Raw genomic sequence first — 25,851 nt, 5'->3', positions numbered from 1 at the left:
CTGTAAGTTCGCGCAAGGAGTCGACGTTTTCTTCTTTGAGCCGAGAGACGAAAGTGGTCATGGCTTTGAAGCTATAAAAACCTGTCAAGGCCTGCAACGATGAGCGTGCAAATCTGTGGATAACTCGGCTTTTGCACAACCCAGTGGGCAACCATGAGCGCCTAGCCTGTGGATTACTCGGCAGAGGCGCGCCGGAAGGCGGCGACGAGGAGCACCGCGAGCGGCAGGAGCAGCCACGCGACGGTGAGAACCCACGGCGCGCGTGGGGCGGGGGCGTTCGTGGCGGCGACGACGCGGCCGTCCTCGACGATGGCGCCGATGCCGAGCCGCTCGAGCTCGGCCGTATCGCGGGCCTCCCACGCGGCGCGAGCGGCGACCCAACGAGGCGAGGGCGCATCGACGACCTGTCCGTCGACGACGAGCTCGCCGGAGGCGACCTGCGCGACCGCCTTGGAATACGGGTCCACGGCAGGTGCACGCGTGCCGTCCTGGGCGGTGACCTCGACGAGGCTGGGACGATCCGCGAAGAAGGTCGCGCGGCCGGAGAGCTCGCCCACGAGGCGGGCGTCGATGGAGGACTCGCGCGGGGCGAGGACGCTCACCGAGGTCGCGGCGTCGGGCATCTGGAGCACGAGACACACGAGCGCCGCGACGATGCCGCGCCGGTCGAGCGCGCCCAGCGCCGCGACGTAGGCCGGAAGCGCGAGGGCCACGAGCTTGCCGGAGTCGCGGAGGATGCCGGCGCCGGGGAAGGCGTCGATGACGCTCGCGAGTACGTCCGGCAGCAGCCAACACGCAATCGCCCCGCCCAGGCCCGCCGCGCCGAGCGCGAGCAGCGGCCACGATACGCGGCGCAGGCCCACGAGGACGCAGGCAAGCACTCCAAACCCGAAGACTGCGAAGCCCGCCTGGCGCGAAGCCGGGAGCGCGTCCGCGTTCCATAGACCGCCGAGCTGCAGCAGGGAGCCCAACGTCCCGGTGCCAGCCTCGGCGCGGGGGGCGAAGGCGGCGACGGAGGAGGGGGCATCGGAAAGCGGGGCGGGGTGGAGGGAGTCGATGAGCCCGGGCACGAGCCACGGGATGCAGACCGCGAGGCCCAGGCCCGCGGTGGCCAGGCGGCGGCCCTTGACCGTGGCGACGCCCGTGGCGAGACCGAGGAGCGCGCCGGTGGGCGTGAGAGAGGCGCCGAAGAGCGCGGCCCACGCGAGATAGGGGCGGCCGCGCAGTCCTGCGGCGGTGAGGAGTACGAGCAGCCACGCGGCGACGGCCAACGACCATTGGCCCTGGAGGAGGCGCTCGACGGTGAAGGGATTGATGACGGCGAGGAACATCGCGGGTGCCGGTGAACTCCGCGCTAGCAGCCATGCGCCCCAGGCGGCGGCCGCGGCGGCGGAGATGACGAGCGCGCGCAGCAGGAATGGTGCAGGCAGGAGCGTGGAGAAGAGGGCGAAGACGCCGTCCTGGGGAGCGGCGCGCGCGGCGAGGTCGCCAGCGCCGAAGTTGGCTGGGGTGAGCCCGAAGGTCTCGGGCACGGCCATGTCGCGCCAGAGGAACTCGGAGCCGGGCAGGAGGAACGGCCAGGTCACCGCGAGCACGAGCGCGGTGCCCCAGAGGACGGGCCAGGCGCGCCTAAACATGGTCGCGGCGGCGCAGGTACGTGAGCCCCGCGGCGGCGAGGAGCACGACAGCGAGCCCCTTGCCCACCCAGCTCACCAAGCCCATGGCCTTGTGGAGGCGAACCGTGGGGCGCGCGAGCTCAAGCGCGGAGTCCTGCGTGGCCTCGTCCCAGTGCAGATCGCCCACGAAGACGGCGCGGCGCTCGGGCGGGATCGAGGTATCGCGCGCCTGCTTGGCGTCCGTGGCCCAGACGAAGGAAAAATTTTCGTCTACGTCGAGGATGGTGCCCGTGGCCGGGTCGACGGTGACGGTGCGATCGACCGAATAGAACGAGTCGAGGACCACGGCGGTGTCCTTCTTCAGACCGAAGTGGGCGAGTTCCTCGTCCGTGTAGAAGTCCTCGGCGCGGCCGCGGCGACGCAGATCGTCCGGGGTGAACGTGGGATCATTTTCGGTCGCGTACTCGGCCGTGCGCGCGAGGATGTCTTGGGCCGGTAGGGCGTCGATGTGCTGGTGGAACTCGTAGACGTCGATTCCGCCGCGCTTGGACTTCCCCGTGTAGTCGATGGGTACGGCCTCTTGCGCGATGAAGTCGAAGTACGGGTAGGAACGCTGCTCCGTGTCGGCGGGGAAGAACGCGGTGAGCCCCTCCATGTCGCCGTTGTCGATGGACGCGCCGAGGTTGAGCTGCCGCACCGCGAAGGACTGGTGGCTCGCGAGACCCGCCTCCGGATAGGCGGATTCGCGGTTGAGCGTGAGCGAGGCGGACAGATGCGCGGATCGGTCTTCCGGCTGGCCCTCGGGCATGCGGTAGAAATCCTTGGTGGCGTCGAGCTGGACCAGCGCATCATCCTCCTCGTTCGGCGAGGTGATGTAGGTGTTGTCCATGCGCACCGTGGTCGCACCGGTTTCCACGAGGACCGCGGCTGGTTCAGTGACGGCGTGGAATTCCACGTCGTCGGCGAGCCGGATGGAGCGTCCCACCACGAGCGAGGGCACGAGCACGCCCGCGAGCAGCGCGAGGATCGCGGCGATAACGAGCCACGGCAAGGGCGAGCGGGCCATAAAGGGACATCCTTTGGTGCTAAGTTGGGCAGACGATGGCCAATACCTTACCGCAGCACGTACCCGCGTTAGACGGCCTGCGCGCGGTCGCGGCGCTGGGCGTGCTCGTCACGCACGTGAGCTTCCAGACCGCCACGGGCTGGGCCTGGGCCGAGCGGCTCGACTACTTCGTGGCGGTCTTCTTCGCGCTGTCTGCCTTCGTGCTGTGGCGCCGCCGCGACGCGCACTCGCCGGCGGGCTATTACCTCGCGCGCTTTCGCCGCGTTATGCCTGCGTATTGGGCTTGCGTAGCTGTGGTGTTCCTCGCGTTGCCCGGCGCGTCCTTCTCCGTGGTGCAGGTCCTGTCCACGCTCACCGCGACCCAGATTTACGTTCCGGACGGTCTGGCCTCCGGCGTGACTCAGCTGTGGTCGCTGTGCGTGGAGTTCGCGTTCTATCTCGTGCTGCCGTGGCTGCCTTCTTTCCGGTCGTTGCGCGCACGCCTGATCGCCCTCGGCTCCGTCGCAGCACTCAGCCTCGGCTGGGCGTGGGTTGCAGCCCCCATTGAGGACTTCACCGGCGTCAACGCGCAGATTTGGCCGCCCGCGTACGCCGCGTGGTTCGCCGTGGGCATGACCGCCGCGGAGCTCGAAGGCCGCGTTCGCGCCCCGCGCCGCGCGTGGCCGTTCTGGGTACTCGCCGCGGGGTGCGTGTGGCTCGGTTCCCGGGAGTGGTTCGGGCCGCAGGGACTGACGCACCCCACGCCCGGCGAGTTCGCGCGCCGCGTCGCAATGGGCGCCGTCTTCGCCGCGGCCATCGTCGTGCCTTACGCGCTGGGCACGCGCTCACCCGTCCTGGAATCCCCTCTCATGCGTCGGCTCGGCCTGTGGTCGTACGCCATCTTCCTGTGGCACGTCGCCGTGCTGTGGGTCGTCTTTCCGCTCACCGGCTTGCCACTCTTTTCGGGCTATTTCTTCCTCGTGCTTATCGCGACGGCCGCGCTCACCATCCCTATCGCGGCGGCGAGCTACTACTGGGTCGAGGTCCCCGCGTCCGCGTGGCTGGCGGCCAGCGCGCCGAGGCTCGCGCCCGCGAAGGCCGCGAGCAGCCAGAAATCGCCCGCGTAGTGTCCTGAGCCCCAGGGCCCGCGCGCGAGGATGAGGCCCGCGGTGGCCATGAGTCCGGCGCACAGCCAGCTCGGGCGCAGAGTTGTCCACCGCGCCGCCGCGAAGCCGCCGATGCCCCCAGCAAGCCCCGCCGGGCCCGCCGCTGCCAGCGCCACGAGCGCCAGGAGCGGAACGGGAACCCGTGCCGCGTGTGCGAAGTGACCGCGGCGCGGGCGAGCGAGGAGGAGCAGGCAACCCGCCACCGTGAGCAGTGCGAGGCAGCCGCCGCCCAGCAGTGCGAGACGGTAAGCGCGCTCCCCGGCGAACTCCAGCCGGAACTCGCCCGCCGCGCCTGCCGGGATGACGAAGGCCTGGGACGCGGCGTCGACCTCGCGGGGCTCGAGTTCCGTGTCGCCGAGGTAGCCGCGCAGGCCCTGATTGAAGGCGCGCGTGGTGACGAGCAGGCGGTCCGAGTCTGCGGCGGTGATGTCGCGGCCGGTCGCGGCGTACGCGCCTGCGTCCGCCTCGCCGAGGCGGACGACCTTCGCCCGGGTGCGCAGCTCGTGCGTGCCCGCGGCCAGGGGGACGGTCGCGCCGGGCTCGTAGGTCTCGCCGTCGATGTCCACGGGGCGGTCTGCGTCGAGCTTCAGCGACATGTCCCGCGGGGCGGTGAACTCGCGAATGAGGACGCCGGTGTCCACGATGGCGCGCTGGAAGAGGAAGGCGCGCGCCTTCGGCGAGCTATCCGGCACAACGACGGTCCGGGTGATCTCATGCCCCTCGACCTGCGCGTTGGCGAGACCCACACGCTCGTGGAGCTCGACCCGCACCGCGCTCGCGGCCCCGCCGGGAATGCGGACCTCGGTGGGTTCTTCGCCGAGATCGACGTTTACGGAGGCGTCGCCGTTGCGGACCGTTACGGTCGTCTCCGCCGTCGCGGTGAGCGTGAGCGTCGAGCGCGCCGGGAACTCGCCTTCGAGTTCCAGCCAGCCCGTATCTCCAGGTGCGGGCCACCAGGCGGTGGAATCCTCCCCGTCTACCGCCGCGGTCACCGAGTGCGCCGGACGCGCTCCGCCCAGGGCATTCGCGTCCGCGGCAGAGCTCGACGCGCGCACGTGGCCGCCACGTTCCTCTACCGCCACAATCGGGCCCGCCGAGGGATAGTCGCGCTCCACGTTGTGCGAGCGCGTCGGCTCGTCTGCGGGCAGCGGCGCGGAGACCGGCCCGTCGAGCGTGCCGAAGTTTCGGTCCACGAGCAACGGCGTATCTGTGACGACGTCCGCGTCTGCGTCCACCAAGGAGTACGGCCCGCCAGGTAGGAAGGCGAGGGACTCGCCGCCGCCGGCCACGCGTACCGGGTCGGTGGAGCCGAGCAGCATGTCCGGCCGTTCGTTGAGGAGGATGACGTCCACGTCGCCGAAGGAGTGGACCTCGCCCGGGACGTCCTTGAGCGCGCCGTGCTTCTCCACGCCATTGCGGACGACGAGCGCGCCGATGCCCAGGCGCGTGAGCCCCGAGGCGTCGCCCGCCTGGAGCGCGGCCATGACGCCGTCGAGCCCGCGGATGGCCTCGGGCGGCACGAGCGGAATCGCGTCGCGCACGGCCCACGGCACGTCGAGCAGCGGCTGGAGCGGTTCGTCGCGCGTCCAACCCCAGTCCTCGCGCGCGAAAGAACGCTCGGGGAAAAAGAGGGTGCGCGTGCCCTGTGCATGGGCATTGAGGAAGTCCGCCGCGTCCTGCCAGTACTGCGGCACCGCCTCGTACGCCCCGCGCGGCAAGAGCCGGCCCGTGAACGCCGGGCTTGCCGATGCCCCCACCACCAGCGCCACGGCCACCAGCGCCGTCGCGCGTTGCCCAGAGTTGCGCTGGCGGCTTAGCGCCGCCCAGGCAAAGCCGATGCCGAGCGCGAGCGGCAGGCGCACGAGCGGATCGAATTTGTGGACGTTGCGCAGCGCCGCGCCGGAGCCGTCGAGGAAATCGAGGTAGCCCGCGTAGTGGCAGCCGAGGACCGCGACGCCCACAAGGAGCATCGCGGTCCACACACGCGGGGCCTTGGTGAGTCCCGCCAGGCCCACCGCGGCGACGAGCGCCGTGACGAGAACGAAGAAAGGCTCGGTGGCCAGCAACGTGCCGGCGAGGCGTTCATTGTCGACGAAGGGCGACCAGCTCGTGGTGCCCCGCAGGATCTCCGCGAGGTTGAGCCAGCGCGTCGTGACGAACGAAGACTCGATGTAGTCCGTAAACGGCGGCGCGTAGCGGCCCAGGATGAGAAGCGGACCGATCCACCACACGCTCACCAGCGCGCAGCCGGCGAGCCACGGCAGCAGCGCCCGGCGGTGATAGACAAGCGCCACAAGGGCGGCCGGGACGCAGGCCGCGAGCGTCGCCGTCGCGTTGACCGCGCCCATGCAGGCAACCGGCAGCGTCGCCGCGGCCGCCGTGCGCCAGGCGCTCGACCGCGTCCCGTCGGCCCGCGGAAGGAAGGGGAGCACGACCCACGGCGCGAGCATGACCGGCCACGTCTCCGAGGAAATCGCCGTGAGCGTGGTGAGCGTGCGCGGCGAGAGCGCAAACGCCGCGGCTGCGAGGCAGGCCGGCGCCGTGGCGAGGCCTACGCGCCGGGCGAGTGCGAGCGTTCCTGAAAAGCCCACGCCGAGCACGAGGGTCCACCAGGCGCGCTGCGCGACCCAGTCGGGGAGGGCATCGGAAAGCGCGAAGAACGCGCCTTGGGGAAAGAGGTAGCCGTAGGCCTGGTTTTGGAGCTGGCCCAGGGTGAAGGAGTCCGTCCACGCGTGCGCGGCGCCGGCGAGGAAGCCGGCGGGATCGACGGCGAGATCGTGCTTCGTATCGGCCGCGACGCGGCCCCACGGCTGCGTGAAGGCGAGGAGGGCGGCGAAAAGCCACCCGGCCGCATGCGCCGCCCAGGGGCGCGCGAAAAGCTGGGCCAAGCTAGTTGCGGGAGCCGTATTCCGGGCCGCCGAGCAAAGCATCATCCGCAGAGACCGCCGCCGAGGACGGGACGGTGTCTTGTCCGCTGAACTGGGCAATGCCCACGATGGCGACGACGCCGAGCGCGATGCCGACCACCGCGGAGCCCACGGCCGGGCCGAGGGTGCGCTTTGTCATGGAGTCGGATTCAAGTGCCATAAGGCCACATCCTAGCAGCCTGCTCACGCAGGTCCGCCGATTATTCGGCGGTGTCGGTGTAGTTCGCGTCGTTCGGGTCGTCCGGCTCCGGCGGGACAACGAGGACGGGACGGCCCGCGGTGCGCACGAGCTGGTCCGCAGTCGACGCGTTCCACCACGCCTTAAAGCCGGTGAGCGCGCGGGTGCCGGTGACGATGACGTCGACGTCGAGCTCCTCGGCGGCATCGGCAAGCGCCTCCGCGGTGGTGGTGACGACCTCGACGAGGTGCGCGCGGCCCGCCAGGCCGAGCTTCTCCGCGACGGCGACGCCCTTGCGGCACACGGCCATGGCCTCCTCGTAGGCTGGGTCTTCTTCCTGCGCCGCGTCATCGAGCGCATACGTGGACTGGTGCAAGCCCGTGCGGCCCAGGGCGCGGGCTGCCTGGCGCGCGGCGGGCTCCCACGCGGTGAGGATCTCCACGATGCCCGGGCGCAGCAGCTGTGCCGCATACTCGATGGCGCGGTCCGCCCGCTCGGAGCCGTCGTACGCAATCAACATGGTTTGACCTTTCATGGTCCCCCAGCCTAGCGCCCCACGCGCGCCAAGAAGGACCTTATGCATGCGAGATTTTCACTCATACGCCATACTGAGAAAACAATGAAGAAAATTCTCGCGCTCGCCGTCGTCGCGTCCGCGGCGGCGCTCGCAGCCTGCGACCCGCCAGGCGAAAAGCCCTCGCCCGCCTCCCTCGAGTCCGTGAGTGCGGGAGTTCTGGCGAGCCCGTCACCGGCGCCGACGTCCGCGCCTTCTTCTGCCGCCCCGTCCGACCCGGCGCCAGCGGCTCCGGACGTTCCCGCTGCGAACCCGCTCGTCCCACCGGAGCAGCGCCGCGCGGCGGCGGCCTCACTGCTCATGCCTGCCGTGGTCAACTACGACGACGCGCTGGCTAAGCTGCAGGCCGGTGTGGGCGGCATCTTTATCGTGAGCTGGGCTGACCCGGGGCTGCTCACGCAGCCAGGCCGTGACCTGCACGCGCTGCGGGAGGCTGTGGGCCGTGACTTTGAGATCTCCATCGACTTCGAGGGCGGCCGCGTCCAGCGCTTCTCGGAGGTTCTCGGGTCCTACCCGTCGGCGCAGCAGATGGCGCAAGGCACACCCGAACAGGTCGAGGGCACCGCGTTCCAGATTGGCCAGACGCTCGCTGCGTACGGCATCACGCTGGACTTCGCTCCCGTGCTCGACGTGGGCGGCGCGGATCTCGACGTGGTAGGTGACCGTGCGTATTCCACGCACCCCGTGCGCGCCGGCGAGTACGGCGCCGCGTTCGCGCGCGGCCTAGAAAACGCAGGCGTCGATGCCGTGTTTAAGCATTTTCCGGGCCACGGCCGCGCCTCCGGAGACACGCACCTGGGAGCTGCGGTGACGCCGCCGCTGCCGGAGATGGAGGCCTTTGACATCGTGCCGTGGGACGGCGCGCTGCCCGGCGAACCGCGCGCGGATGCGATGGTCGGACACATGGTCGTGCCGGGGCTGGGCAATGGCGTCACGCCGTCGAGTCTCAACCCCGCGGCGTATGAACTGCTGCGCACCCGCGAGCACTTTGGCGGCCGGATTTTCACCGATGACCTCACTGGTATGGCGGCGATTACCAGCCGGTATACCCCAGAGCAGGCCATCGTCACGGCGCTCGCCTCGGGCGCGGATGTGGCACTGTGGTCGACGGCCACGGATATCAACTTCATCATCGACCAGGTGGTCGGTGCGGTGGAGGTCGGTATCATTCCTGAGCAGCGCTTCGCGGATGCCGTCGCACATTCTGCGGCTGGACTCGCCCCGCGCTAACGTTTTCGCGCTTCAAACGATAACCTTAAGTGTTGTGAAGAAAGCAGTAGGAAAGCGCAAGTCTCAAGGGCTCATCATCACCCTCGCGGTGGTGCTGGGGTTTTTGGTGCTCGCCGGGGTCGCATACGCCCTCGATATCGCCCAGAACCAGGGTAAAGTTCCGCGCGCGACGAGCGTGGGCGGCGTCGACATCTCGTCCATGGAGCGCACTGCCGCGGTGGACAAGCTCCAGAAGGAGCTCGGCGGCATCGAGAATCAGGTCGTTACCGTGCGCGCGGGGGAGAAGCACAGCGAACTGCTGCCGTCTGCCTCCGGCCTCGCTATGAACTTCCAGAAAGCCGTGGACGGCATTCCTGACGCCTCGCTCAATCCGTTGACGCGCGTCGCGTCCTTCTTTATGGACCCGCGCGAGCAGCCCGTCGCCGTGGACGTCGATGACGCCGCGCTGAACAAGGAGCTCGAGCGTGTCAAGGGCGAGCTGTCCATCGCTCCCGTCGACGGCGCCTTGGCCATCGAGAACGCAGACTTCAAGGTCACAGACCCCAAGCTCGGCCAGACGGTCGACCCCGCTCAGCTTTCCGATGCCGTCCAAGCCGACTGGCTCGACCCCGCCGGCGTCGAGGTGGAACCGCAGGTCGTCGAACCCGCCATCAATGACCAGGTCATCGAGGACATGCAAAAGGGCGAGGCGAAGACCGCGCTCGATAAGAACCTCGTGGTCAAGGGTGACAAGGACGTCACGGCGACGCTCGACCGTGGCGCCATCGCGCAGTTCGTCTCGATTTCCTCAAAGGACGGAAAGCTCGTTCTCAATATCGACGACGCGAAGGCGCAGGAGCTGCTTGCTGCGCAGCTTGCGGATTCCGAGGTCCCCGGCGAGAACGCCAAAGTGAGCTTCGCCGGCGGCGGCAAGTCCGTCACGCCGTCCCAGGACGGCAACGTCGTCAACTGGGAAGAGACCATGAAAGACTTCGACTCCCGCGTGCGCAGCGACGACAAACGTGAGTGGGAGGCGGCGTACAAGCCGGAGCCGGCCACGTTCACCACGGAAGAAGCCGAGGCCTCGACCTTCGACCAGGTCGTGAGCGAGTTCTCCACCGGCGGCTTCTCTGGCCCCTCGGGCGAGAACATCCGACTCGTCGCGCAGACCGTCAACGGCGCCGTGGTCAACCCGGACGAGACCTTCTCGCTCAACGGCTACACCGGTCCGCGCGGCACGGCGCAGGGGTACGTCGAGTCCGGCATCATCATCAACGGCCACTCAGGCACGGCCGTGGGCGGCGGCATCTCGCAGTTCGCGACGACGCTCTACAACGCGTCCTACTTCGCGGGCATGGAAGACGTCGCGCACACCCCGCACTCCTACTACATCTCGCGCTACCCGGCCGGCCGTGAGGCCACCGTCTACGAGGGCGCCATTGACCTGCAGTTCAAGAACACCTCGGACCACCCGGTGCGCATCGACACCTCCTTCGGTGGCGGCCAGATCACCGTCCGCTTCATGGGTGTGAAGACCGTCAACGTCGAGTCCGTGAACAACGGCCGCTGGGCCACGACTCAGCCCACTAGGATGACCGTCACCGATGACTGCTCGCCGTCCTCCGGCGCGCCGGGCTTTACCACCTCGGATACGCGCGTGATCAAGGACCTCTCCGGCAAGGAAATCTCCCGGGAGACCACCACCACGGTCTATGACCCGCAGCCTATCGTTACCTGCGGTTAAGCCACGACCCGGCCGATGCACACCGCGGTGAAGGACCCCGCGGACGTCGATCAGCTGGCCCAGCACCCAGTGAAGTTTGGTCGCGTCGCCGGCATCTTCGCAGCCCACCGCGGCACGCTGCTTGTGGTGGTAGCGCTCATCATTGCGACTTCTGGGCTGACCGTGGTGCAGCCTTTCTTGGTGCGCCGCACCGTGGACGAGGCCATTCCTGAGCACGACACCACGCTGCTTCTGTGGCTGGTGGGCGGCATGCTGGCCATCACCGTGGTCTCTCAGGCCATCGGCGTTATCCAGTCCTTTTTATCCGCGCGGGTGGGGCACACCATCATGCACGAGCTGCGCACGCAGGTCTTTGCTAACCTGCAGCGCCAGTCGCTGCAGTTCTTTACCAATAACCGCGGCGGCGAAATCCAGTCCCGCTTGACTAACGACATCGCGGCCATGCGCGGCATGGTGACCACCACGGCGACCTCTGTGGCCAGCAATCTCACCATGACGGTGGCCACGCTGGTGGCGATGGTCGCGCTCTCACCCACGCTCTCACTGTTGTCCCCTGGTGGTGCTGCCGCCCGCCGTGTGGCTCACCCGCCGCGCCGCCGTTCTGCGTTGCAGCCTCATGGAGAAAAACAGCCGCGCGCAGGCGACGTTGCAGCAGACCATTTCGGAAAACCTATCCGTGTCCGGCATGCGCCTGGCGGCAACGCTGGGCGCGCAGGAACGCGTCTATGACGGGTTTGAGAAGACCTCGCGCTCCCTGATCCGCCTGGAGCTCGAATCGCAGCTGGCCGGGCTCTGGCGCATGGCGCTGACCCAAATCATCTTCGGCGTGATGCCGGCGCTGATTTACCTGGTGGCTGGCCTGCGCCCGGGGATTACGATTGGCACGCTCATCGCCTTTTCCACCCTGCAGACTCAGATATTCCGCCCCATCACTGACCTGCTCAACGTGGGCGCGCAGTGGGTGGCGTCGATGGCGCTGTTCAGCCGCATCTTCGAGTACCTGGACCTGGAGCCCGAACTCACGGAAGCCACCGAGCCCGCGCAGCTTGCCGACGCCTCCCTCACCCTCCAGCACGTTTCCTACCGCTACCCAGGCACCGACACCGACGCGCTTTCCGACGTCTCCCTCACCATCCCCGCCCACACCACCACCGCCCTGGTTGGGCATACCGGTTCCGGCAAGTCCACGGTGGCCGCGCTTCTGGCGCGCTTGGCCGATCCGACTGAAGGCTCCGTCACCTTGGGCGGTGTCGACCTGCGTGATGTACCGGCGGAGCAGCGCGCTGAGGTCATCGGCGTGGTTTCCCAGGAAACCTACCTGATTCACGGCACGGTGCGGGAGAACCTCCTCTTTGCGCAGCCGGGTGCTAGCGAGGGAGAGATGTGGGCGGCGCTGCATGCCGCGCGCGTGGACGAGGTCATCGCCGCGCTTCCAGAAGGCTTGGACACAGTGGTGGGCTCGCGCGGCTACCGTTTCTCCGGCGGTGAGCAACAGCGCCTCTCGCTGGCCCGCACACTGCTGCGCCGCCCGCGGGTGCTCATCCTGGATGAGGCCACCTCGGCCCTTGACAACGAAACCGAACGCGCCATCCAGGAAACAGTCATTGGCGCGGACGCTACCCGCCTGGTCATTGCGCACCGCCTGTCCACCATCCGCGATGCCGACCAGGTCGTTGTCCTTGACGCCGGCCGCGTGGTCGAGCGCGGCACCCACGCCGAGCTGCTCGCTCGTGGTGGTGCCTACGCGGCGCTGCTTCGTGCTGCGTCCGCGGCTGACGCTTCGTAGAGGGCTGCTCCAGAGAATCTTAACGCTATTAACTTTCAGTCATGTGGCTTGTTGAAAGCTGAGTATCTGAATGGTTTTGGAATACCCCTGGGCCTTCTTGGTGATACTTCCTTTTGTCGGGCTGCTGAAGGCTCTGGATTATCTGCTGATATTGGCAGTATTAATGGTTGTTTTACTGCCGCAGGAGGGTACTCTCCGGAAAACCATTCCTCTGTGTGATGGTCGCTTGCTATGTGACGGGTGTAAAATCGAATAGGTTTACCCCCTCCAAGGGGTAATGAGTTCAATTTCACACAAAACTATATGACTTTTCAAAAACGGTTGTTGACCTGCGAAAAAGGTTTTCATGCTAGCGTGGATGAAGCGGAGCCTTGAGCGATCTGGCTGAATCTCCGGGGGGGGAGCTTTGGTCGGGGGCTTTGCCTCAGGTGCTGGGTGTAGGATCTAGTTATGTAATCCACAGGCCATCGTTAGTTAAGGCTAGGGCCTGCGCAGGCGTTTCCACCTGAAAACTGCTCTCGGCAGGCGAAAGAATCTTAGCAACGGGTCAGGTCATGGTGCGTGAACCGTGGGGAATGGATTGCACACAGCTAATGAGACGTGGTATCTCATTTCAGAACTCGTGTAAAGGACCAGTTTCCGTGAACAATATCTCTCGTACCGCTCGTTCAGTTGCCTTCGCTGCTATCGCCGGACTCGCTTTGGGCGTTTCCGCTCCGGGTGCACTGGCCCAGGATAACCCTGGCGCTGAGCAGGGGGCCGTGAACAAGGCAAACATCGATTTCACTAAGAAGGGCTCGATCACCCTCTACAAGAAGAAGGGCGCCGAAACCGCTAATCGGGCCACTGGTAAGGAAATGGCGGGCGTCCCGGGTGAGGCACTGTCTGGTGTGACCTACAAGATCACCAAGCTTAATTACGACCTGCAGAACGGTGATTGGGCGACGTTCCCGAAGACCGCTGCCGATGCCAAGGGCCACGAGACCGACACGACTGTTGAGGGGATCACTGGTGACGACGGCAAGGTGGCCTTCGAAAACTTGGACTTGGGTATCTACTTGGTAGAAGAGACGAAGGCTCCGGCCGGCATCGTTGCTGGCGCTCCGTTCATCGTGTCGGTGCCGATGGTCAATGAGGCTTCCGATGCGTGGAACTACGATGTCGTGGCCTACCCAAAGAACACCGAGACCAAGACCGAGAAGACCGTCAAGGACGCCGACAAGCACATCCAGGACGCATACACCTACACCATTAACGCCGACGCTCCGACTTTCGGCACAGATAAGACTCTGAAGAAGTTTGTCTTCTCTGACCAACTGGATGCTCGCTTGGAGTTCGACAAGGTTACTGAAGTTAAGGCCGGCGATGTCGTTCTGACAGAGGGCGACTACACCATCGACGCACCTGCTGCTGGCAACACCAACACTCTTACTGTGACCCTGACTGATCAGGGCTTGGCTAAGGTGGCCTCGGGTGCCAAGATGTCGCTAACCTTCGCCGTCAAGCGCAAGGAGGTCGGCGACACCACTGAATTGAAGAACCAGGGTACGGTCATCTTCAACAACCCGAACACCGACAAGGATGTCGAGAATAAGACTAATGAGGTCGTGACCTACCACGGCAAGCTGAAGGTGGTGAAGAAGGATGGCAAGGAAGCCGGCAAGGTCCTGCAGGGTGCGGAGTTCGAGCTCTACCGATGTGCCTCCGCGCAGGATAAGCTCGAGAACCCGCTGACGGTAAACGGTGTGGACAAGTGGACCACTGGTGAAGACGGCACTATTACCATCGACGGCCTGCATGTCACGGACTTCGCGGACAACGCACAGGTCACTGACGTGAAGAAGTTCTGTCTGAAGGAGACCAAGGCTCCGGCCGGCTATGCGCTGCCGGAGAAAAACATTACTGAGATTGACTTCACTCGCGACAACATCGCGAAGACTGGTGAGCTCAAAGGCGATGACAAAGTCACCCTCGTCTCTGAAATCGAAAATATCAAGCGCGACACCCCGAACCTGCCGATGACCGGTGGTGCCGGTGTGGGCATCCTGGCTGCTATTGGCGCAGCAATTGTTGCTGCTGGTGCTTGGTTCGCTCGTCGTACCGCGCGCAACTAATAGCCGGGCGTAGTTCCGGTGGCGCAGACTGTCCATGATGGTCTGCGCTGCGGGTCGGGTAATCAAAATATGGTGCTCGACCCAGTGAGGGGACTGGGCTAGGTATAGACTTCAGTCCCCTTCATTCTCTTTCGTTGTAATCCCGGTCGCGCTGCGCTAGCGCGTGGGGCATTGTTTTGGGTGGTGCGGGTCGTTGACTACGGTGGTAGGCCAAAATGCAGGTCGACGGCACAGGCGCCGTGGAGGCCTAGTCCTTCCGGCGGTAATCGTTGTCGTTGGGTTGTTAGTGATGCTGTACCCAGTGGTCTCGACCGCATGGAACAATTGGAACGCCTCAAGAGTGGCGCAGGAATATGCGCGACTGGATAAAGAGACACCGGTGCAGGTGCAGGATTCGGTTTGGGATGCTGCACATGCATACAACGAGGAGCATACGTCGGGCCCAATCTTGGATCCGTGGCTGAACCGTATCGGGGTAGACAATCCCGACTATGAGGCTTATTTGAAGCAGTTGGGCGAGAACGAAGCGATGGCTCGCCTCGTGTTTCCAGCAGTAGACGTTGATCTTCCGGTATTTCATGGCACCGCAGATAAGACACTGCAGCGTGGTCTGGGGCATTTGTATGGTTCTGACCTGCCGGTCGGTGGACCAGGAACCCATTCCGTCATTACGGGGCATACGGGTCTGGCAAATTCGACGATGTTTGATCACCTCGACTCTGCCACCGAGGGAGATGTGTTCTATATCCAGGTTGCTGGCCACAAATTGAAGTACGTCGTCGACAGCATTCAAGTGGTTCTGCCGAGTGAAGTTGATGGCCTACGGCCAGTCGCCGATCAGGATTACGTCACGCTGATTACGTGTACCCCATACGGGATCAACACTCATCGCTTGCTGGTGCGTGGCCATCAGGTTCCTATGGAGCCTGGGGAGGAGTCGGTGTTTGAAAACTCCCATGGTCCGGGCTGGCAATGGTGGATGTACGCGCTTTTGGCTGCAGTGATTGTCATTGGTTGCTGGCTGGTGTGGTGGCTGCGACGGCACCAGGCGGCTGTCGGAGCACAAGAAGTTATTAATGAAGAAAGTAGCGTGCGGGAGTAAGGCGATGCAGAGGTTGACAAGTACATGGTCGGCCCAAATGGCTGCCGTCGGAGTGGCGTGTGCAATTGCATTTGCTGGGCCGGGCATGGTTGCTGCGGGAGCGGTACAGGTTGCCGGGCAGCAGACTACTGGTGCGGAGCGCACCGTGGACTCGGATACGGTGACTGTTCGGCTCACGCAGGGCAATCCCGACGACGATGGGCAGGCACCCTCGGGGCAAGTCCAGGGAGTCACGATTCATCTAGCCCGGCTTGCCGGCCTAGATCCAAACAACGCTGACGATGCAGCACGCGTGCAAGACGCGAATCTGGACGAGATTCGTGAATGGCGTAGCGACGTGCACGTGGATCAGGTCACCGATGCCAATGGAGAGGTGACGTTCGATGGTCTAGCGGATGGCTTCTATGTGGTGACATCTTCGGCCCCGGATGATTCCTATCGGGAGATCAACCCGTTTGTGGTGGCGGTTCCGTTCCACACCGTGGTGGATAACCCGAATCCGGTACCAGGAGTAATCGTGGCTAAGACCCACAAACCGGGTGAAACGCCGACGCCAACCACGTCGTCATCTACTCCGAGCGCTCCGCCGTCACGCCCGAATACCCCGCAAACACCTCCGAACTATCCACCGACTAAACCAGGGAAGCCGCCTCACCAACCCGAGACAACGCCGTCGGCTACTCCAAGTGCCGGTAAGACCTCAACCCCAGCAGTGTCGTCGGGCAATGGTGGCTCATTGGCGATGACCGGTGCACAGGTACTCGGTGTCGTTGCCGCAGCGTTGGCGTTGATCGCCACTGGTTTCGTGATGATTGCCTTTAGCCGTAGGAAGAATTCAGAAAGCGAGGGACGCTAATGTCCTGGACAGATTCTCATCTGGTCGAGCCGGTAGCGTATCGCTGGCGCGTCGTAGGGGCGTTTGCTGCGGCGCTGGCCCTAGTTTTTAGCGTCGCTGCACCGGCTGCTCTTCCAGGTTTCGTTGGCGCTGTCGCCGAGGCACAAACCACAGCGTTGCGTGCCGAGCTTGATTCCTCAGACCAGCTGAGCATTCCCGCTGGCGACAGCGCTACATTTGAAGGCCATTTTGTCGATGGCGGAACGGTGGAAGAGCTGGAGTTCACTACCAAGGTTTCGCAGCTTGAATTCGAAGGCGCGGCATTCACGCTGACAATCGCCGGTGAGGAGATCCCCGTTCGCGAAGGCGACAATCTCGTTGTAGATACGACGAGCAATGCAGTGACTTTCCACGTCACCGGACTCAATGCCGATGTACCCGCAGGAGCAGCTTTTTCATTGAACACCCCGGCGGTCGCAGAGGAATCCGAGCTGAGCGGGATATCCGTCGATGCGTCTGGTTTAGTCGAGGAAAACGCTAGTACTTCTGTAAATGAAGACAGCGAAGCTTCGGAAGCGCCCGCGGAGGACGGCGAGTCGTTGGAGGTTTCTGACGTCGACGCGGCCCCAGCACGCCTGATGGCAGCACCGAACATTACTCCGTATGCTGCCGGTGACCACACCATCACAATCCAGAACGATGGATATGTGCTCAAGGGAAACCGCTATATTCCGAACTTCAAAATCCCAGCTACAGAGCTTCCGACAGGCAGAATGACCATCCCGGATGGCACGGTGGTTACTTTAAAGTCCAACGTCAATAGCTACCTTTCGACAGACCCTAACGATCTTACTGTCTATTACACCGGTGCTAATGGCGGCTGGTACGAGGCCAAGGCAACCTATAAGAAGATCAGTGCTAAGGAATACCACGTCACCCTCCCACAGATCGCTATTGGCGGTAACGCCCAGATTCAGTTCAAGGGTGTTCATCGTGGACCGGCTAATACGGTGTTTACGGCCTCTTTTACCGTGCCAGATCCGAAACAGTGTAAAGACGACACAACAGTCGAACGTAGACAACCAAAGCGTGAGCTGACTGCCGAGGAGTATACCGACGGTAGCCCAGTCTATGTCGTAACCAGTGAACCAAAGGATCTTCGCCGAGATACGTCTATCCTGAGCCGGCAAGTAAATCAAGGCCGAGACTTCCGGTCAGTGGGGGAAAAGTCGCCTTGGGTTTACAATGCGCTGGCATTCAATACAAATGATAATTGGCTCTATGCCGTGAGCCAGAAACGTGGCCTGAACGGTGATCCGTGCTACCCTGCCGGAAACCTTCTTCAGATCAATCCCGCCACGGGTGAGGTGCATAATCTTGGTCCGATTCTCGCGCCAGGAAGCAGTGGCACGCCATTTGAGAGCGAAGGCGACCGAGACTTCCTTAACGCAGGCGTGTATACCAGCGAGGGGTTCTTCGTGGGTAACGCTTCGACGTCTGGTACGCGCCATCTCTACAAGATTGATCCTGACAAGCTAACTGCTGACCGCACATTGGGCAACGCGACGTCCTACGCCGAAGACTGGGCCGTGCTCCCCCAAGCCCAGAAATACATGTGGGGTTTCCAGAGTAAGGCAAAAGCGGGCGATAGGCTTATTCTTGAGCGCATCGATACACAGACCGGCGCAATCAAGACTTGGGATCTCACAGGGATCAAAACCCTGGATGGCCGTACGATCTCTAATCCATCGGCCTCTTGGGGCAAGGCGTGGACCTATTCCAACGGTAACCTCGGCTTTGGCTCAGGCAGCAAAGATGCAAACCAGCTGGGCTTCGAGCTAAAGATCACCAACCCCGATTCCGATAAGCCGACATTTGAGCTGGTTAACATTATGGATAACCTGCCGGCTTCTTTCAACACGGACGCCGCCTCCGACCTAGTGCCGCCACCGCCAGAGCTGCAATCAAATATTGCGGTGAAGAAGCAACGCTCGGAGACCAAGGTGGTAAACGGCGAGGTGCGTACTTTCTGGACCATCTCCGTGGAAAACACCACGGATAACACCAGTTCGGGCGGCACATTCTGGGAGTACCTACCAACGGATACTCACTATGGTGTGAACGCTTCCGGTCCCACTGCGAAATTCGAGGGATTTGGAGCAGGATCTACCCAGGTCAACGGTCGTGGGCCAGGACCTGACCAGATTGCGCCGGGAACTGGTATTTATGCAGGCATGATTGTCCCGTCCGGAGCGGACGGTGAGTCTCGATACATGATGGGCTATGTTGGTACTCTTCCAGGGCGCGCGAAGGTAGAGTATGTCGTCTCTGCGCCGGTGCGAACAGACGAATACGGGAACCTTAAGACGGTGTGTAGTCCGAACAAGGTTGCTTTTCAGGCTACAGACGGGGAGTCGAGCCCGGCTGAAGATGACAACGTCGCTACAGAAGCCTGCTTCAGCAAGGTTGCCGTCGACAGCACACCGCAACCTGTTCCTGGTGCAGCGAATGAATACACTGCGAAGTACAACGTCGTAGTTGAGACCCCCGACGCGCCTGGGTTCGACACCAACGAAGTGATCTACGGCAAGCTCACGGACACCCCGAAGTTCGTTGGTGCTGCTACAGTTATTGGCGCCTCCGTCGTATTCAAGGACGAGTTCAACAAGACCAGCCAGCCGCGTGCGTACCAAGGTGCCGGCCCCTTTGAGCTCAACAAGAATGGCACTCCGAAGATCATTAAACCCAAGGGTGTTGACGGAAGCACTGGGCAGCACGTCTACGAGGTAACGGTGCGCTTCAAGCTGGATCGTTCGAAACTGGACAGCACCTCCGTCCCAGCCGGTTACCCGAGTCAACCTTCAGGAAACACCCGCTGCTACACCAAGGATGGCCTACATGAGCCAAAGTTTGGTCTCATGAACGAGGCAGAAATGGGCGGCTGGAAGGATACTGACTGTATCCCGCTGGAGACGGAAACGATGGACGTCCTGCTCGAAAAGGCGAGCTATAACCCGGACAACCCGGACGAGATCCAAACAGACGGGTTGCTTGGCGGCGCGCAGTTCACAGTCCACCGCGGTGACGCTGACGGAAACCTTAGGCTGAACGCAGATGGCAGCGTTAACACTGATGTTAACCCCGTGGTGAAGCAATCCACGACCACCACCACGGGCCGTGTGAAGCTCGAAGGCTTGGACGCCCCTGGCGTTTATTACCTCATCGAGACCAAGGCGCCGAACGGCTATAATCTGCTGCCCGCGCCGATCAAGTTCTCGACGGAGTGGGATCAGAATGGCAATGCAGTCATCAAGGTGCTCTCCGGAGGGACCGCGATCACCAGTAATAGGTGCGCTGAGTCTGACACCGCTGCCAACTGTGTGAAGAAGATCGGCGTCCTTCAGGTCGCTGACATCACCAAGGGTGCACTGCCCAAGACCGGTGGTGAGGGCGTAGGCCTGTGGGTGCTCGCGGGCGCCGCGATTGTCGCGGTCGGGTACCTTGCTTTGCGACGTCGCCCGGCGTAGAACCACCACTTGCGGCAACTTTTAGAAAAGGCCCGCTCTTCCAACCAGGGAAGGGCGGGCCTTATTGCATGCGCATTGTCGGTTAGGAGTCTTGCGGGTCGTCGTCAAGCGCGGCGTCCTTGGCGTTGCTGACATATTTGCGCCACCAGTAGATGAGCAGAAGCACGATGATGGCAGCGGCTGCCAGAATGGCCCACATCCACCACTGCCATTGAGCGCCCGAGTTGTTGAATGCGGCCTCGTCTTCCGGTTCCATCGGCACACGGTGGCCTGTGACGAGCAAGCGGTGGGTATTTACGCCGTAGGGAGTGCAGGTAATGAGCGTAACGAGGTCCTGGCCTGGCTCACGGTGGAGCGAGCTGGTGTCTGTTGGCTCGACGACCCGAATATCGTGTACGTCGTATTTGAGCTTCTCGCCGCCGGCGGCGATGTAGAAAGCATCGCCCTTCTTGACCTTGGTGAGGTTGTCCCACAGCGTGGCATTTTGTAGGCCAGTGTGGGCGGAAAGTGCTGCGTGCCGACCCGCGCCATCACCTACGCCGCCGACAGGTAGGTCCGTGCCATAGAGGTGGCCAGCGCCGCGGGAGAGTGCTTTTTCTGAGGTGCCGTGATAAATGGGCAGATCGGAATCGATGGAGGGGATAACAATGCGGCCCATGGCATCGGTCTCCGACAGCACAGACAGGTATTGGCGGTAGCGCTGGTACTCGGGAGAGCTCTCGTCATCGGTGGTGGTCCAAGCGTCTTCCACACTGATGTGGCCCAGCTGGGCGTTGTAGGCCTGTGCCTCCTCCCAGGCGGTGTGCAGTACTTCTGGCGGGGCTTGCTTCTCCAGCTTGGCGTATTCCTCTGCGGCACGCGATTGGTTAAAGTTATTCCACTGCGTGGCCACCACGGGGTAGAGCAAGACACCGAGGCCGACGAGGATCAGAATTAACGCAATGATGGCGTTGCGGTTGACGCCTTTCTTCTTGGGTGCGTCGCTGATTTCCGCTGGTTCGTGCTTGCCCATTGTGTCCTGCCTGTGTGGGGTCTGTTACCGCATGCCCTGGTATTGACGTGGGGGTAGTTTTGAATCTCGGACTAGGGACGATGTAGCTCTGAGAGAAAACGTGTCTGTCTAGTCGCCGATAACGAAGCACAGGGCTTCATACCGATTCAGAGTGGTCTCGTCGATGGCCAAGATTTGATCAACCGCGCGCTGTTCGCGGAGCTCATCGATTGTGCGGGGCGCAAGCTCTCGAAGTACATGCTCACGCTCAGCGCGAAGCTCCGCTGTGGTTTTGGGCGTGAAGATAGGGGCTGTCATGATCCATCCTGGAGGTATGAAATTAGTCCATGAAATGGGGAAATGTGGAGCCGACGACGGGAATCGAACCCGCGCTAGCAGCTTGGGAAGCTGCAGTTCTACCATTAAACTACGTCGGCACTGCTGCTAGAAGTTAGCAACTCAGACAGTCTAGCACCGCCCTCGCCGCGACAGGGAAAGGCACCGCGTAAGATGTAGGACGTGCTTCTTTCAGATCGTGACATCCGTGCCGCCCTAGACTCCGAGTCCCTCGTCATCGAGCCGTACGACCCGGAGATGGTCCAGCCGTCCTCCGTCGACGTGCGCCTAGACAAGTTCTTCCGCGTGTTCAATAACTCGCGCTACACGCACATCGATCCCAAAGAAGAAATGCCGGACCTCACGAGTCTCGTGGAGGTCGAGGACGGCCAGTCCTTCATCCTGCACCCGGGCGAGTTCGTGCTCGGCGCGACGTACGAAAAATTCACGCTGCCGGCGGACCTCGCGGGTCGCCTCGAGGGTAAGTCCTCGCTGGGCCGCTTGGGGCTGCTCACGCACTCCACGGCGGGCTTTATCGACCCGGGGTTCTCGGGCCATATCACGCTCGAGCTGTCGAACACCGCAAACCTGCCCATCGCCCTGTGGCCCGGTATGAAGGTGGGCCAGCTGGCCATCTTCAAGATGTCTTCGCCGGCCGAGAACCCGTACGGCACCGGCAAGCTTGGCTCGAAGTACCAGGGGCAGCGCGGTCCCACGCCGTCGAAGTCTTACCTCAACTTCCGTTAAGTCTTAAGCTGAACGTCGCCCTTTGTTTACCAGCCGCTCGTAGGATTGCCCTTTATGCGAATGACTGTGATCGGAACTGGATATTTGGGTGCCACGCACGCGGCGTGCATGGCGGAGCTGGGCCACGAGGTTCTGGGCGTCGACGTGGACGCGGCCAAGATTGAGGCGCTCCAAGCTGGGAAGGTTCCTTTCTTCGAGCCGGGGCTGCCGGAGGTCCTCGAGCGCAATATTGAGGCCGGTCGACTGTCGTTTACCACGGAGTACACAGAGGCCGCCGAGTTCGCGAAGGTTCACTTCTTGGGCGTGGGCACGCCCCAGCGTCATGGTTCGTACGCAGCGGATATGACCTACGTCAAGGCTGTCATCACGGACCTCGTGCCGAAGCTTACGGGCGAGAATCTCATCCTTGGCAAGTCCACCGTTCCCGTCGGCACCGCCGCGGAATTACAAGACATGGCCAACGAGCTCGCGCCCGCGGGCACCACGGTAGAGATTGCCTGGAACCCAGAGTTTCTGCGCGAGGGTTACGCGGTCAAGGACACCATTACTCCGGATCGCATCGTCCTCGGCGTCCAGGATGGCGGCCGTGCCGAAGAAGTCGCTCGCGAGATCTACGCCCAGCCGCTCGCTGGCGGCACGCCGTTCATCACCACGGACCTGCAGACCGCCGAGCTGGTCAAGGTCTCCGCCAACGCCTTCCTGGCCACCAAGATTTCCTTCATCAACGCCGTGTCTGAAATCTGCGAGATTGCAGGTGCGGACGTGACACAGCTTGCCGATGCCATCGGGTACGACGATCGCATTGGCCGCAAGTTCCTCGGGGCTGGGCTTGGCTTCGGTGGCGGTTGCCTGCCCAAGGATATTCGTGCGTTCATGGCACGTGCGGGTGAGCTCGGCGCGGACCAGGCTCTCACGTTCCTCCGCGAGGTCGACGCCATCAATATGCGCCGCCGCGACCGCGTGGTGGACCTAGCCAAGGCATCTTTCGCCGGCGCGCTGCTCGGCCACCGCGTGACGGTGCTGGGCTGCGCGTTTAAGCCAAATTCGGACGACGTGCGCGACTCGCCGGCGCTGTCCGTGGCCGGTTCGCTCTCGCTGGCAGGCGCGGCCGTGACGGTTTACGACCCGGAGGGCATGGCGAATGCGAAGAAGGTCTTCCCCACGCTCAACTACGCGCCTGATTGCGAGTCCGCGCTGCGCGACGCGGAGCTGGTCATCCTCGCCACGGAGTGGAAGGAATTCAAGGAGCTCGACCCGGCGGCTGCGGGCGAGCTGGTGAGCCGCCGCCACATTATCGACGGCCGCAACGTCCTCGACGTCGAGGCATGGCAGACTGCTGGCTGGACGCTCGACGCGCTCGGCCGCTCGCTTTAGGGCTCCCAGCTTTGGGTTTATGGCGCCTCGGCGTCGAAAATCTCGTGTGAGGCGCCATAAATCCAAAGCTAGCGCGGTGCGGATTCGGAAACGACCTGGAGAGCGCGACGTTCGGGGACCGTGAGTGCTGCGATGATCGTGGCGAGCGGCACGGCGATAGTGAGCGCCGCGGCGCCGATGCCGGAGCGCAGGAGCTCGGTGGACACGAGATCGGAGACGAGGATCTGGCCGGCGGGACGCTTCGCCGCAGTGATGAGGATGAGCAGGGGGAGTGCGGCGCCCGTATAGGTGAGCACGAGGGTGTAGACCATCGAGGCGATGTGGTCGCGGCCGACTTTCATCGCGGAGACGAAGAGGGAACCAGCGCGGGCTTCGGGCTCGGCGGCGGCGAGCTCCGTGACGGTCGACGCTTGGGCGATGGCCGCGTCGTTGAGGCTGCCCAGTGCGCCGATGATGAACCCGGCCATGAGCACGCCGATGACGGAGACGCCGGGCAGGTAGAGGACGAGCTTGAGGTTATCTTCGGAGCTCAGTCCTTGCAGGTGCGTCGTGTCGATCATCGCCCAAGCGAGGAGCGCGGTGACGCCTAGGGCGAGGAGTGAGCCGCCCATCGCGGCCGCGGCCTTCCAGTTCACGCCGTGGACCATGGGCACGGCGATGAGCACGATGATGGAGCAGGCAAGCAGCGTGACCACGATCGGATTGTGACCTTGGAGGAGCGCGGGGAGCAGGAAGAGGAAGACGACCGCGAGCGAATAGGCGAGCCCGAGGAGCGCGCGCAGGCCCTGCCACGCGCCGAAGCCCACGATGATGATCGCGACGATAGCCGCCCAGATCCACAGCTCGCCGCCGCGTTTATAGTCGGCGAAGGAATAGGTAAGCGAGCCGTCGGGATTGGTGGCCTCGGCAAGCAGGACTTCTTGGTCGACCTCAAGCGTTGGGTCGCCGGCCACGCCGTGGAAGACGAGCTGCGTCTGCTTGCCTTCGTTGGTGCCACTCGTGAGATCGAGCAGCGCGCGCGTACAGGACGTGTCCTCCTCGAACGCGGGGCGCAGCGGCGGCTCGTCAAACGCCGTGCCCGTGAGCGGCGAGGCGCACAGGTGATGGTCGACCGTCGTGACGCGCGCCGTAATCTGTGGCTGATTGAGCGCGTAGGTTCGAGTGAACTCGGGGCTGAATATCGGGGTGCCCGAAGGCCACTGCCACGCGAGCCCGATCGCGGTGAGGAGGAAAGCGAAAAGCAGCGCACCGGCCAGGCCGACGCGCCATGGGTTGCGGCCGGTGACCGGTGCGGAATGTCGAGACATGTTCACTATTGTGAACTATCTCCAGCAATAGCGGAAATCGTTACTGTTTGTAGCTCACGAGGAAGTTGCCGAGGCGCTCGATGGCATTCTCGATCTGCGAGGCCCACGGCAGCATGACGATGCGGAAATGATCCGGGTTCGGCCAGTTGAAGCCCGTACCTTGAACCATGAGAATCTTTTCCGCGCGCAGGATGTCGAGCATGAGTTTCGTGTCATCGTGAATGTCGTAGACGTTGGGATCCAAGCGCGGGAACGCGTAGAGCGCGCCCATCGGCTTCACACAGCTGACACCCGGAATCTTGTTGAGACCCTCGTACGTGACGTTGCGCTGCTCGAGCAGGCGGCCGCCCTGGCCGGTGAGCTCGTAGATGGACTGGCGCCCACCGAGCGCGACCTGGATGGCGTGCTGGCCCGGAACGTTGGCACACAGGCGAGTGCCTGCGAGAAGATCGAGGCCCTCGATAAAGCCGTGAGCGTACTTCTTCGGACCCGTGACGACCATCCAGCCAGCGCGGTAACCGGCGACGCGGTAGGCCTTGGACAGGCCGTTGTACGTGATGGTGAGCAGATCCGGGGCGAGCGAGGCGATCGAGATGTGTTTCGCACCGTCGTAGAGGATGCGGTCGTAGATCTCGTCGGCAAGGATGAGCAGGTCGTGCTCGCGCGCGATGTCGACGATGCCCTGGAGGATTTCGCGGGAGTACACCGCGCCCGTCGGGTTATTCGGATTGATGACGACGATGGCCTTGGTCTTCTCCGTCACCTTGGAGCGGATATCCTCGAGCGAGGGGTTCCAGTCGTCTTCTTCGTCGCAGAGGTAGTGCACCGGGGTGCCGCCCGCGAGCGAGGTCGCCGCCGTCCACAGTGGATAGTCCGGCATGGGGATGAGGACCTCGTCGCCATTGTTGAGCAGCGCCTGCGTCGTCATGGAAATGAGCTCGGAGACGCCGTTGCCCACGTAGACATCATTGATGTCGAAGGGCGGGAAATTCTCCAGCTCATAGCGCGTCACAATCGCACGGCGCGCCGGGATAATGCCCTTGGACGTGGAATAACCCTGGGACGTGGGCAGCGCCGCAATCATGTCTCGCATGATGACGTCCGGCGCGTCGAAGCCAAAGATGGCTGGGTTACCGGTGTTGAGCTTCAGAATGGAATGGCCGTCGAGCTCCATGCGCTCGGCCTCGGCGGTCACCGGGCCGCGGATGTCGTATGCGACGCCCTTGAGCTTGTCTGCCTGATCGAAAATGCGAGTCATGCCGCCTAAGTCTAT

18 protein-coding genes, 1 tRNA gene and 1 pseudogene are annotated in these 25,851 nt (G+C 63.5%); 10 read left to right on the top strand and 10 right to left on the bottom strand.

Annotation, left to right across the window (positions count from 1 at the left end; genetic code table 11):
• Nucleotides 1–173 precede the first annotated feature (173 nt).
• Both HMPREF3227_RS08310 and HMPREF3227_RS08305 read right to left on the bottom strand, forming a co-directional pair.
• Nucleotides 174–1,637 carry an MmpA family trehalose lipid delivery protein gene (locus HMPREF3227_RS08310; protein ID WP_066488675.1) on the bottom strand — a complete coding sequence of 488 codons (1,464 nt, stop codon included), beginning with the start codon at nt 1,635–1,637 and terminating at the stop codon, nt 174–176.
• Nucleotides 1,630–2,682 (bottom strand): porin PorA family protein, encoded by a 1,053-nt coding sequence (locus tag HMPREF3227_RS08305; RefSeq protein WP_066512056.1) that lies wholly within the window; start codon nt 2,680–2,682, stop codon nt 1,630–1,632. The genes HMPREF3227_RS08310 and HMPREF3227_RS08305 overlap by 8 nt, the downstream gene beginning before the upstream one ends.
• Nucleotides 2,683–2,717: 35 nt before the next feature.
• Here HMPREF3227_RS08305 and HMPREF3227_RS08300 point away from each other — a divergent pair, with 35 nt between their 5' ends.
• Nucleotides 2,718–3,788, top strand: a complete 1,071-nt coding sequence (locus HMPREF3227_RS08300) for an acyltransferase family protein (RefSeq protein WP_066512054.1) — start codon at nt 2,718–2,720, stop codon at nt 3,786–3,788.
• On the opposite strand, the gene HMPREF3227_RS08295 is transcribed toward HMPREF3227_RS08300, so the two are convergent.
• The 3 genes from HMPREF3227_RS08295 to HMPREF3227_RS08285 are packed head-to-tail and all read right to left on the bottom strand — an operon-like array spanning nt 3,692 to nt 7,452.
• Entirely contained in the window at nt 3,692–6,757 is a 3,066-nt protein-coding gene (locus tag HMPREF3227_RS08295; RefSeq protein WP_082750311.1) for an alpha-(1->3)-arabinofuranosyltransferase domain-containing protein, read from the bottom strand. The genes HMPREF3227_RS08300 and HMPREF3227_RS08295 overlap by 97 nt on opposite strands.
• On the bottom strand, nt 6,717–6,914 hold the full coding sequence (locus HMPREF3227_RS08290; RefSeq protein WP_066488687.1) for a DUF2613 domain-containing protein: 198 nt from the start codon (nt 6,912–6,914) through the stop codon (nt 6,717–6,719). The genes HMPREF3227_RS08295 and HMPREF3227_RS08290 overlap by 41 nt, the downstream gene beginning before the upstream one ends.
• A 40-nt stretch (nt 6,915–6,954) precedes the next feature.
• Entirely contained in the window at nt 6,955–7,452 is a 498-nt protein-coding gene (locus tag HMPREF3227_RS08285) for a universal stress protein (RefSeq protein ID WP_231732342.1), read from the bottom strand.
• A gap of 99 nt (nt 7,453–7,551) precedes the next feature.
• On the opposite strand from HMPREF3227_RS08285, the gene HMPREF3227_RS08280 reads away from it, so the two are divergent.
• The 7 genes and pseudogenes from HMPREF3227_RS08280 (at nt 7,552) to HMPREF3227_RS08255 (ending at nt 19,823) form a co-directional block, all read left to right on the top strand.
• Nucleotides 7,552–8,736, top strand: a complete 1,185-nt coding sequence (locus HMPREF3227_RS08280) for a glycoside hydrolase family 3 N-terminal domain-containing protein (RefSeq protein ID WP_066488703.1) — start codon at nt 7,552–7,554, stop codon at nt 8,734–8,736.
• A 34-nt stretch (nt 8,737–8,770) separates the two neighbouring features.
• Nucleotides 8,771–10,459 (top strand): VanW family protein, encoded by a 1,689-nt coding sequence (locus HMPREF3227_RS08275; RefSeq protein WP_197429514.1) that lies wholly within the window; start codon nt 8,771–8,773, stop codon nt 10,457–10,459.
• Between the two features lie 15 nt (nt 10,460–10,474).
• Nucleotides 10,475–12,245: pseudogene (locus tag HMPREF3227_RS08270) on the top strand (ABC transporter ATP-binding protein).
• A gap of 641 nt (nt 12,246–12,886) precedes the next feature.
• Nucleotides 12,887–14,359, top strand: coding sequence for a SpaH/EbpB family LPXTG-anchored major pilin (locus tag HMPREF3227_RS08265; protein WP_066512042.1), 1,473 nt, complete (start codon nt 12,887–12,889; stop codon nt 14,357–14,359).
• 193 nt (nt 14,360–14,552) lie between these two features.
• Complete coding sequence (locus HMPREF3227_RS08260; protein WP_231725062.1) at nt 14,553–15,461, top strand: class C sortase; 909 nt, start codon at nt 14,553–14,555, stop codon at nt 15,459–15,461.
• 37 nt (nt 15,462–15,498) lie between these two features.
• On the top strand, nt 15,499–16,317 hold the full coding sequence (locus HMPREF3227_RS12920) for an isopeptide-forming domain-containing protein (RefSeq protein WP_230383976.1): 819 nt from the start codon (nt 15,499–15,501) through the stop codon (nt 16,315–16,317).
• A complete protein-coding gene (locus tag HMPREF3227_RS08255) occupies nt 16,317–19,823 on the top strand; it encodes a DUF6923 family protein (protein ID WP_066512039.1) in 3,507 nt (1,168 codons plus the stop codon). Before HMPREF3227_RS12920 ends, HMPREF3227_RS08255 begins: the two co-directional genes overlap by 1 nt.
• 82 nt (nt 19,824–19,905) lie before the next feature.
• Here HMPREF3227_RS08255 and HMPREF3227_RS08250 read toward each other — a convergent pair whose 3' ends face one another.
• The 3 genes from HMPREF3227_RS08250 to HMPREF3227_RS08240 form a co-directional block, all read right to left on the bottom strand.
• Entirely contained in the window at nt 19,906–20,835 is a 930-nt protein-coding gene (locus HMPREF3227_RS08250; RefSeq protein WP_066512036.1) for a class C sortase, read from the bottom strand.
• A 108-nt stretch (nt 20,836–20,943) separates the two neighbouring features.
• A complete protein-coding gene (locus tag HMPREF3227_RS08245) occupies nt 20,944–21,132 on the bottom strand; it encodes a hypothetical protein (RefSeq protein ID WP_066488722.1) in 189 nt (62 codons plus the stop codon).
• Between the two features lie 45 nt (nt 21,133–21,177).
• Nucleotides 21,178–21,251 (bottom strand) — tRNA-Gly (locus HMPREF3227_RS08240).
• Between the two features lie 82 nt (nt 21,252–21,333).
• On the opposite strand from HMPREF3227_RS08240, the gene dcd reads away from it, so the two are divergent.
• On the top strand, nt 21,334–21,897 hold the full coding sequence (dcd, locus tag HMPREF3227_RS08235) for a dCTP deaminase (protein ID WP_066488725.1): 564 nt from the start codon (nt 21,334–21,336) through the stop codon (nt 21,895–21,897).
• A 54-nt stretch (nt 21,898–21,951) separates the two neighbouring features.
• Nucleotides 21,952–23,271, top strand: a complete 1,320-nt coding sequence (locus HMPREF3227_RS08230; RefSeq protein WP_066488734.1) for a UDP-glucose dehydrogenase family protein — start codon at nt 21,952–21,954, stop codon at nt 23,269–23,271.
• A 68-nt stretch (nt 23,272–23,339) separates the two neighbouring features.
• Here the strand turns inward: HMPREF3227_RS08230 and HMPREF3227_RS08225 are convergent, their stop codons facing one another.
• Together HMPREF3227_RS08225 and HMPREF3227_RS08220 are read right to left on the bottom strand one after the other, a co-directional pair.
• Nucleotides 23,340–24,578, bottom strand: coding sequence for a YibE/F family protein (locus tag HMPREF3227_RS08225; RefSeq protein WP_066512033.1), 1,239 nt, complete (start codon nt 24,576–24,578; stop codon nt 23,340–23,342).
• 40 nt (nt 24,579–24,618) lie between these two features.
• A complete protein-coding gene (locus HMPREF3227_RS08220; RefSeq protein WP_066488740.1) occupies nt 24,619–25,836 on the bottom strand; it encodes a pyridoxal phosphate-dependent aminotransferase in 1,218 nt (405 codons plus the stop codon).
• Between the last annotated feature and the right edge of the window lie 15 nt (nt 25,837–25,851).

It is taken from the genome of Corynebacterium sp. CMW7794 (genome assembly GCF_001563605.1).
GTDB classification, from domain to species: Bacteria; Actinomycetota; Actinomycetes; order Mycobacteriales; family Mycobacteriaceae; genus Corynebacterium; species Corynebacterium phoceense.
The sequence above is the reverse complement of the archived record's forward strand: the minus strand, read 5'-3'. Positions and strand labels throughout refer to the sequence as shown.

Coding starts and splice junctions, on each gene's coding strand:
- HMPREF3227_RS12920 (WP_230383976.1), top strand. CDS start 15,499: ATGGCTGCCGTCGGAGTGGCGTGTGCAATTGCATTTGCTGGGCCGGGC.
- HMPREF3227_RS08220 (WP_066488740.1), bottom strand. CDS start 25,836: ATGACTCGCATTTTCGATCAGGCAGACAAGCTCAAGGGCGTCGCATAC.
- HMPREF3227_RS08290 (WP_066488687.1), bottom strand. CDS start 6,914: ATGGCACTTGAATCCGACTCCATGACAAAGCGCACCCTCGGCCCGGCC.
- HMPREF3227_RS08245 (WP_066488722.1), bottom strand. CDS start 21,132: ATGACAGCCCCTATCTTCACGCCCAAAACCACAGCGGAGCTTCGCGCT.
- HMPREF3227_RS08280 (WP_066488703.1), top strand. CDS start 7,552: ATGAAGAAAATTCTCGCGCTCGCCGTCGTCGCGTCCGCGGCGGCGCTC.
- HMPREF3227_RS08305 (WP_066512056.1), bottom strand. CDS start 2,682: ATGGCCCGCTCGCCCTTGCCGTGGCTCGTTATCGCCGCGATCCTCGCG.
- HMPREF3227_RS08295 (WP_082750311.1), bottom strand. CDS start 6,757: ATGCTTTGCTCGGCGGCCCGGAATACGGCTCCCGCAACTAGCTTGGCC.
- HMPREF3227_RS08230 (WP_066488734.1), top strand. CDS start 21,952: ATGCGAATGACTGTGATCGGAACTGGATATTTGGGTGCCACGCACGCG.
- HMPREF3227_RS08255 (WP_066512039.1), top strand. CDS start 16,317: ATGTCCTGGACAGATTCTCATCTGGTCGAGCCGGTAGCGTATCGCTGG.
- HMPREF3227_RS08225 (WP_066512033.1), bottom strand. CDS start 24,578: ATGTCTCGACATTCCGCACCGGTCACCGGCCGCAACCCATGGCGCGTC.
- HMPREF3227_RS08310 (WP_066488675.1), bottom strand. CDS start 1,637: ATGTTTAGGCGCGCCTGGCCCGTCCTCTGGGGCACCGCGCTCGTGCTC.
- HMPREF3227_RS08300 (WP_066512054.1), top strand. CDS start 2,718: ATGGCCAATACCTTACCGCAGCACGTACCCGCGTTAGACGGCCTGCGC.
- HMPREF3227_RS08250 (WP_066512036.1), bottom strand. CDS start 20,835: ATGGGCAAGCACGAACCAGCGGAAATCAGCGACGCACCCAAGAAGAAA.
- HMPREF3227_RS08285 (WP_231732342.1), bottom strand. CDS start 7,452: ATGTTGATTGCGTACGACGGCTCCGAGCGGGCGGACCGCGCCATCGAG.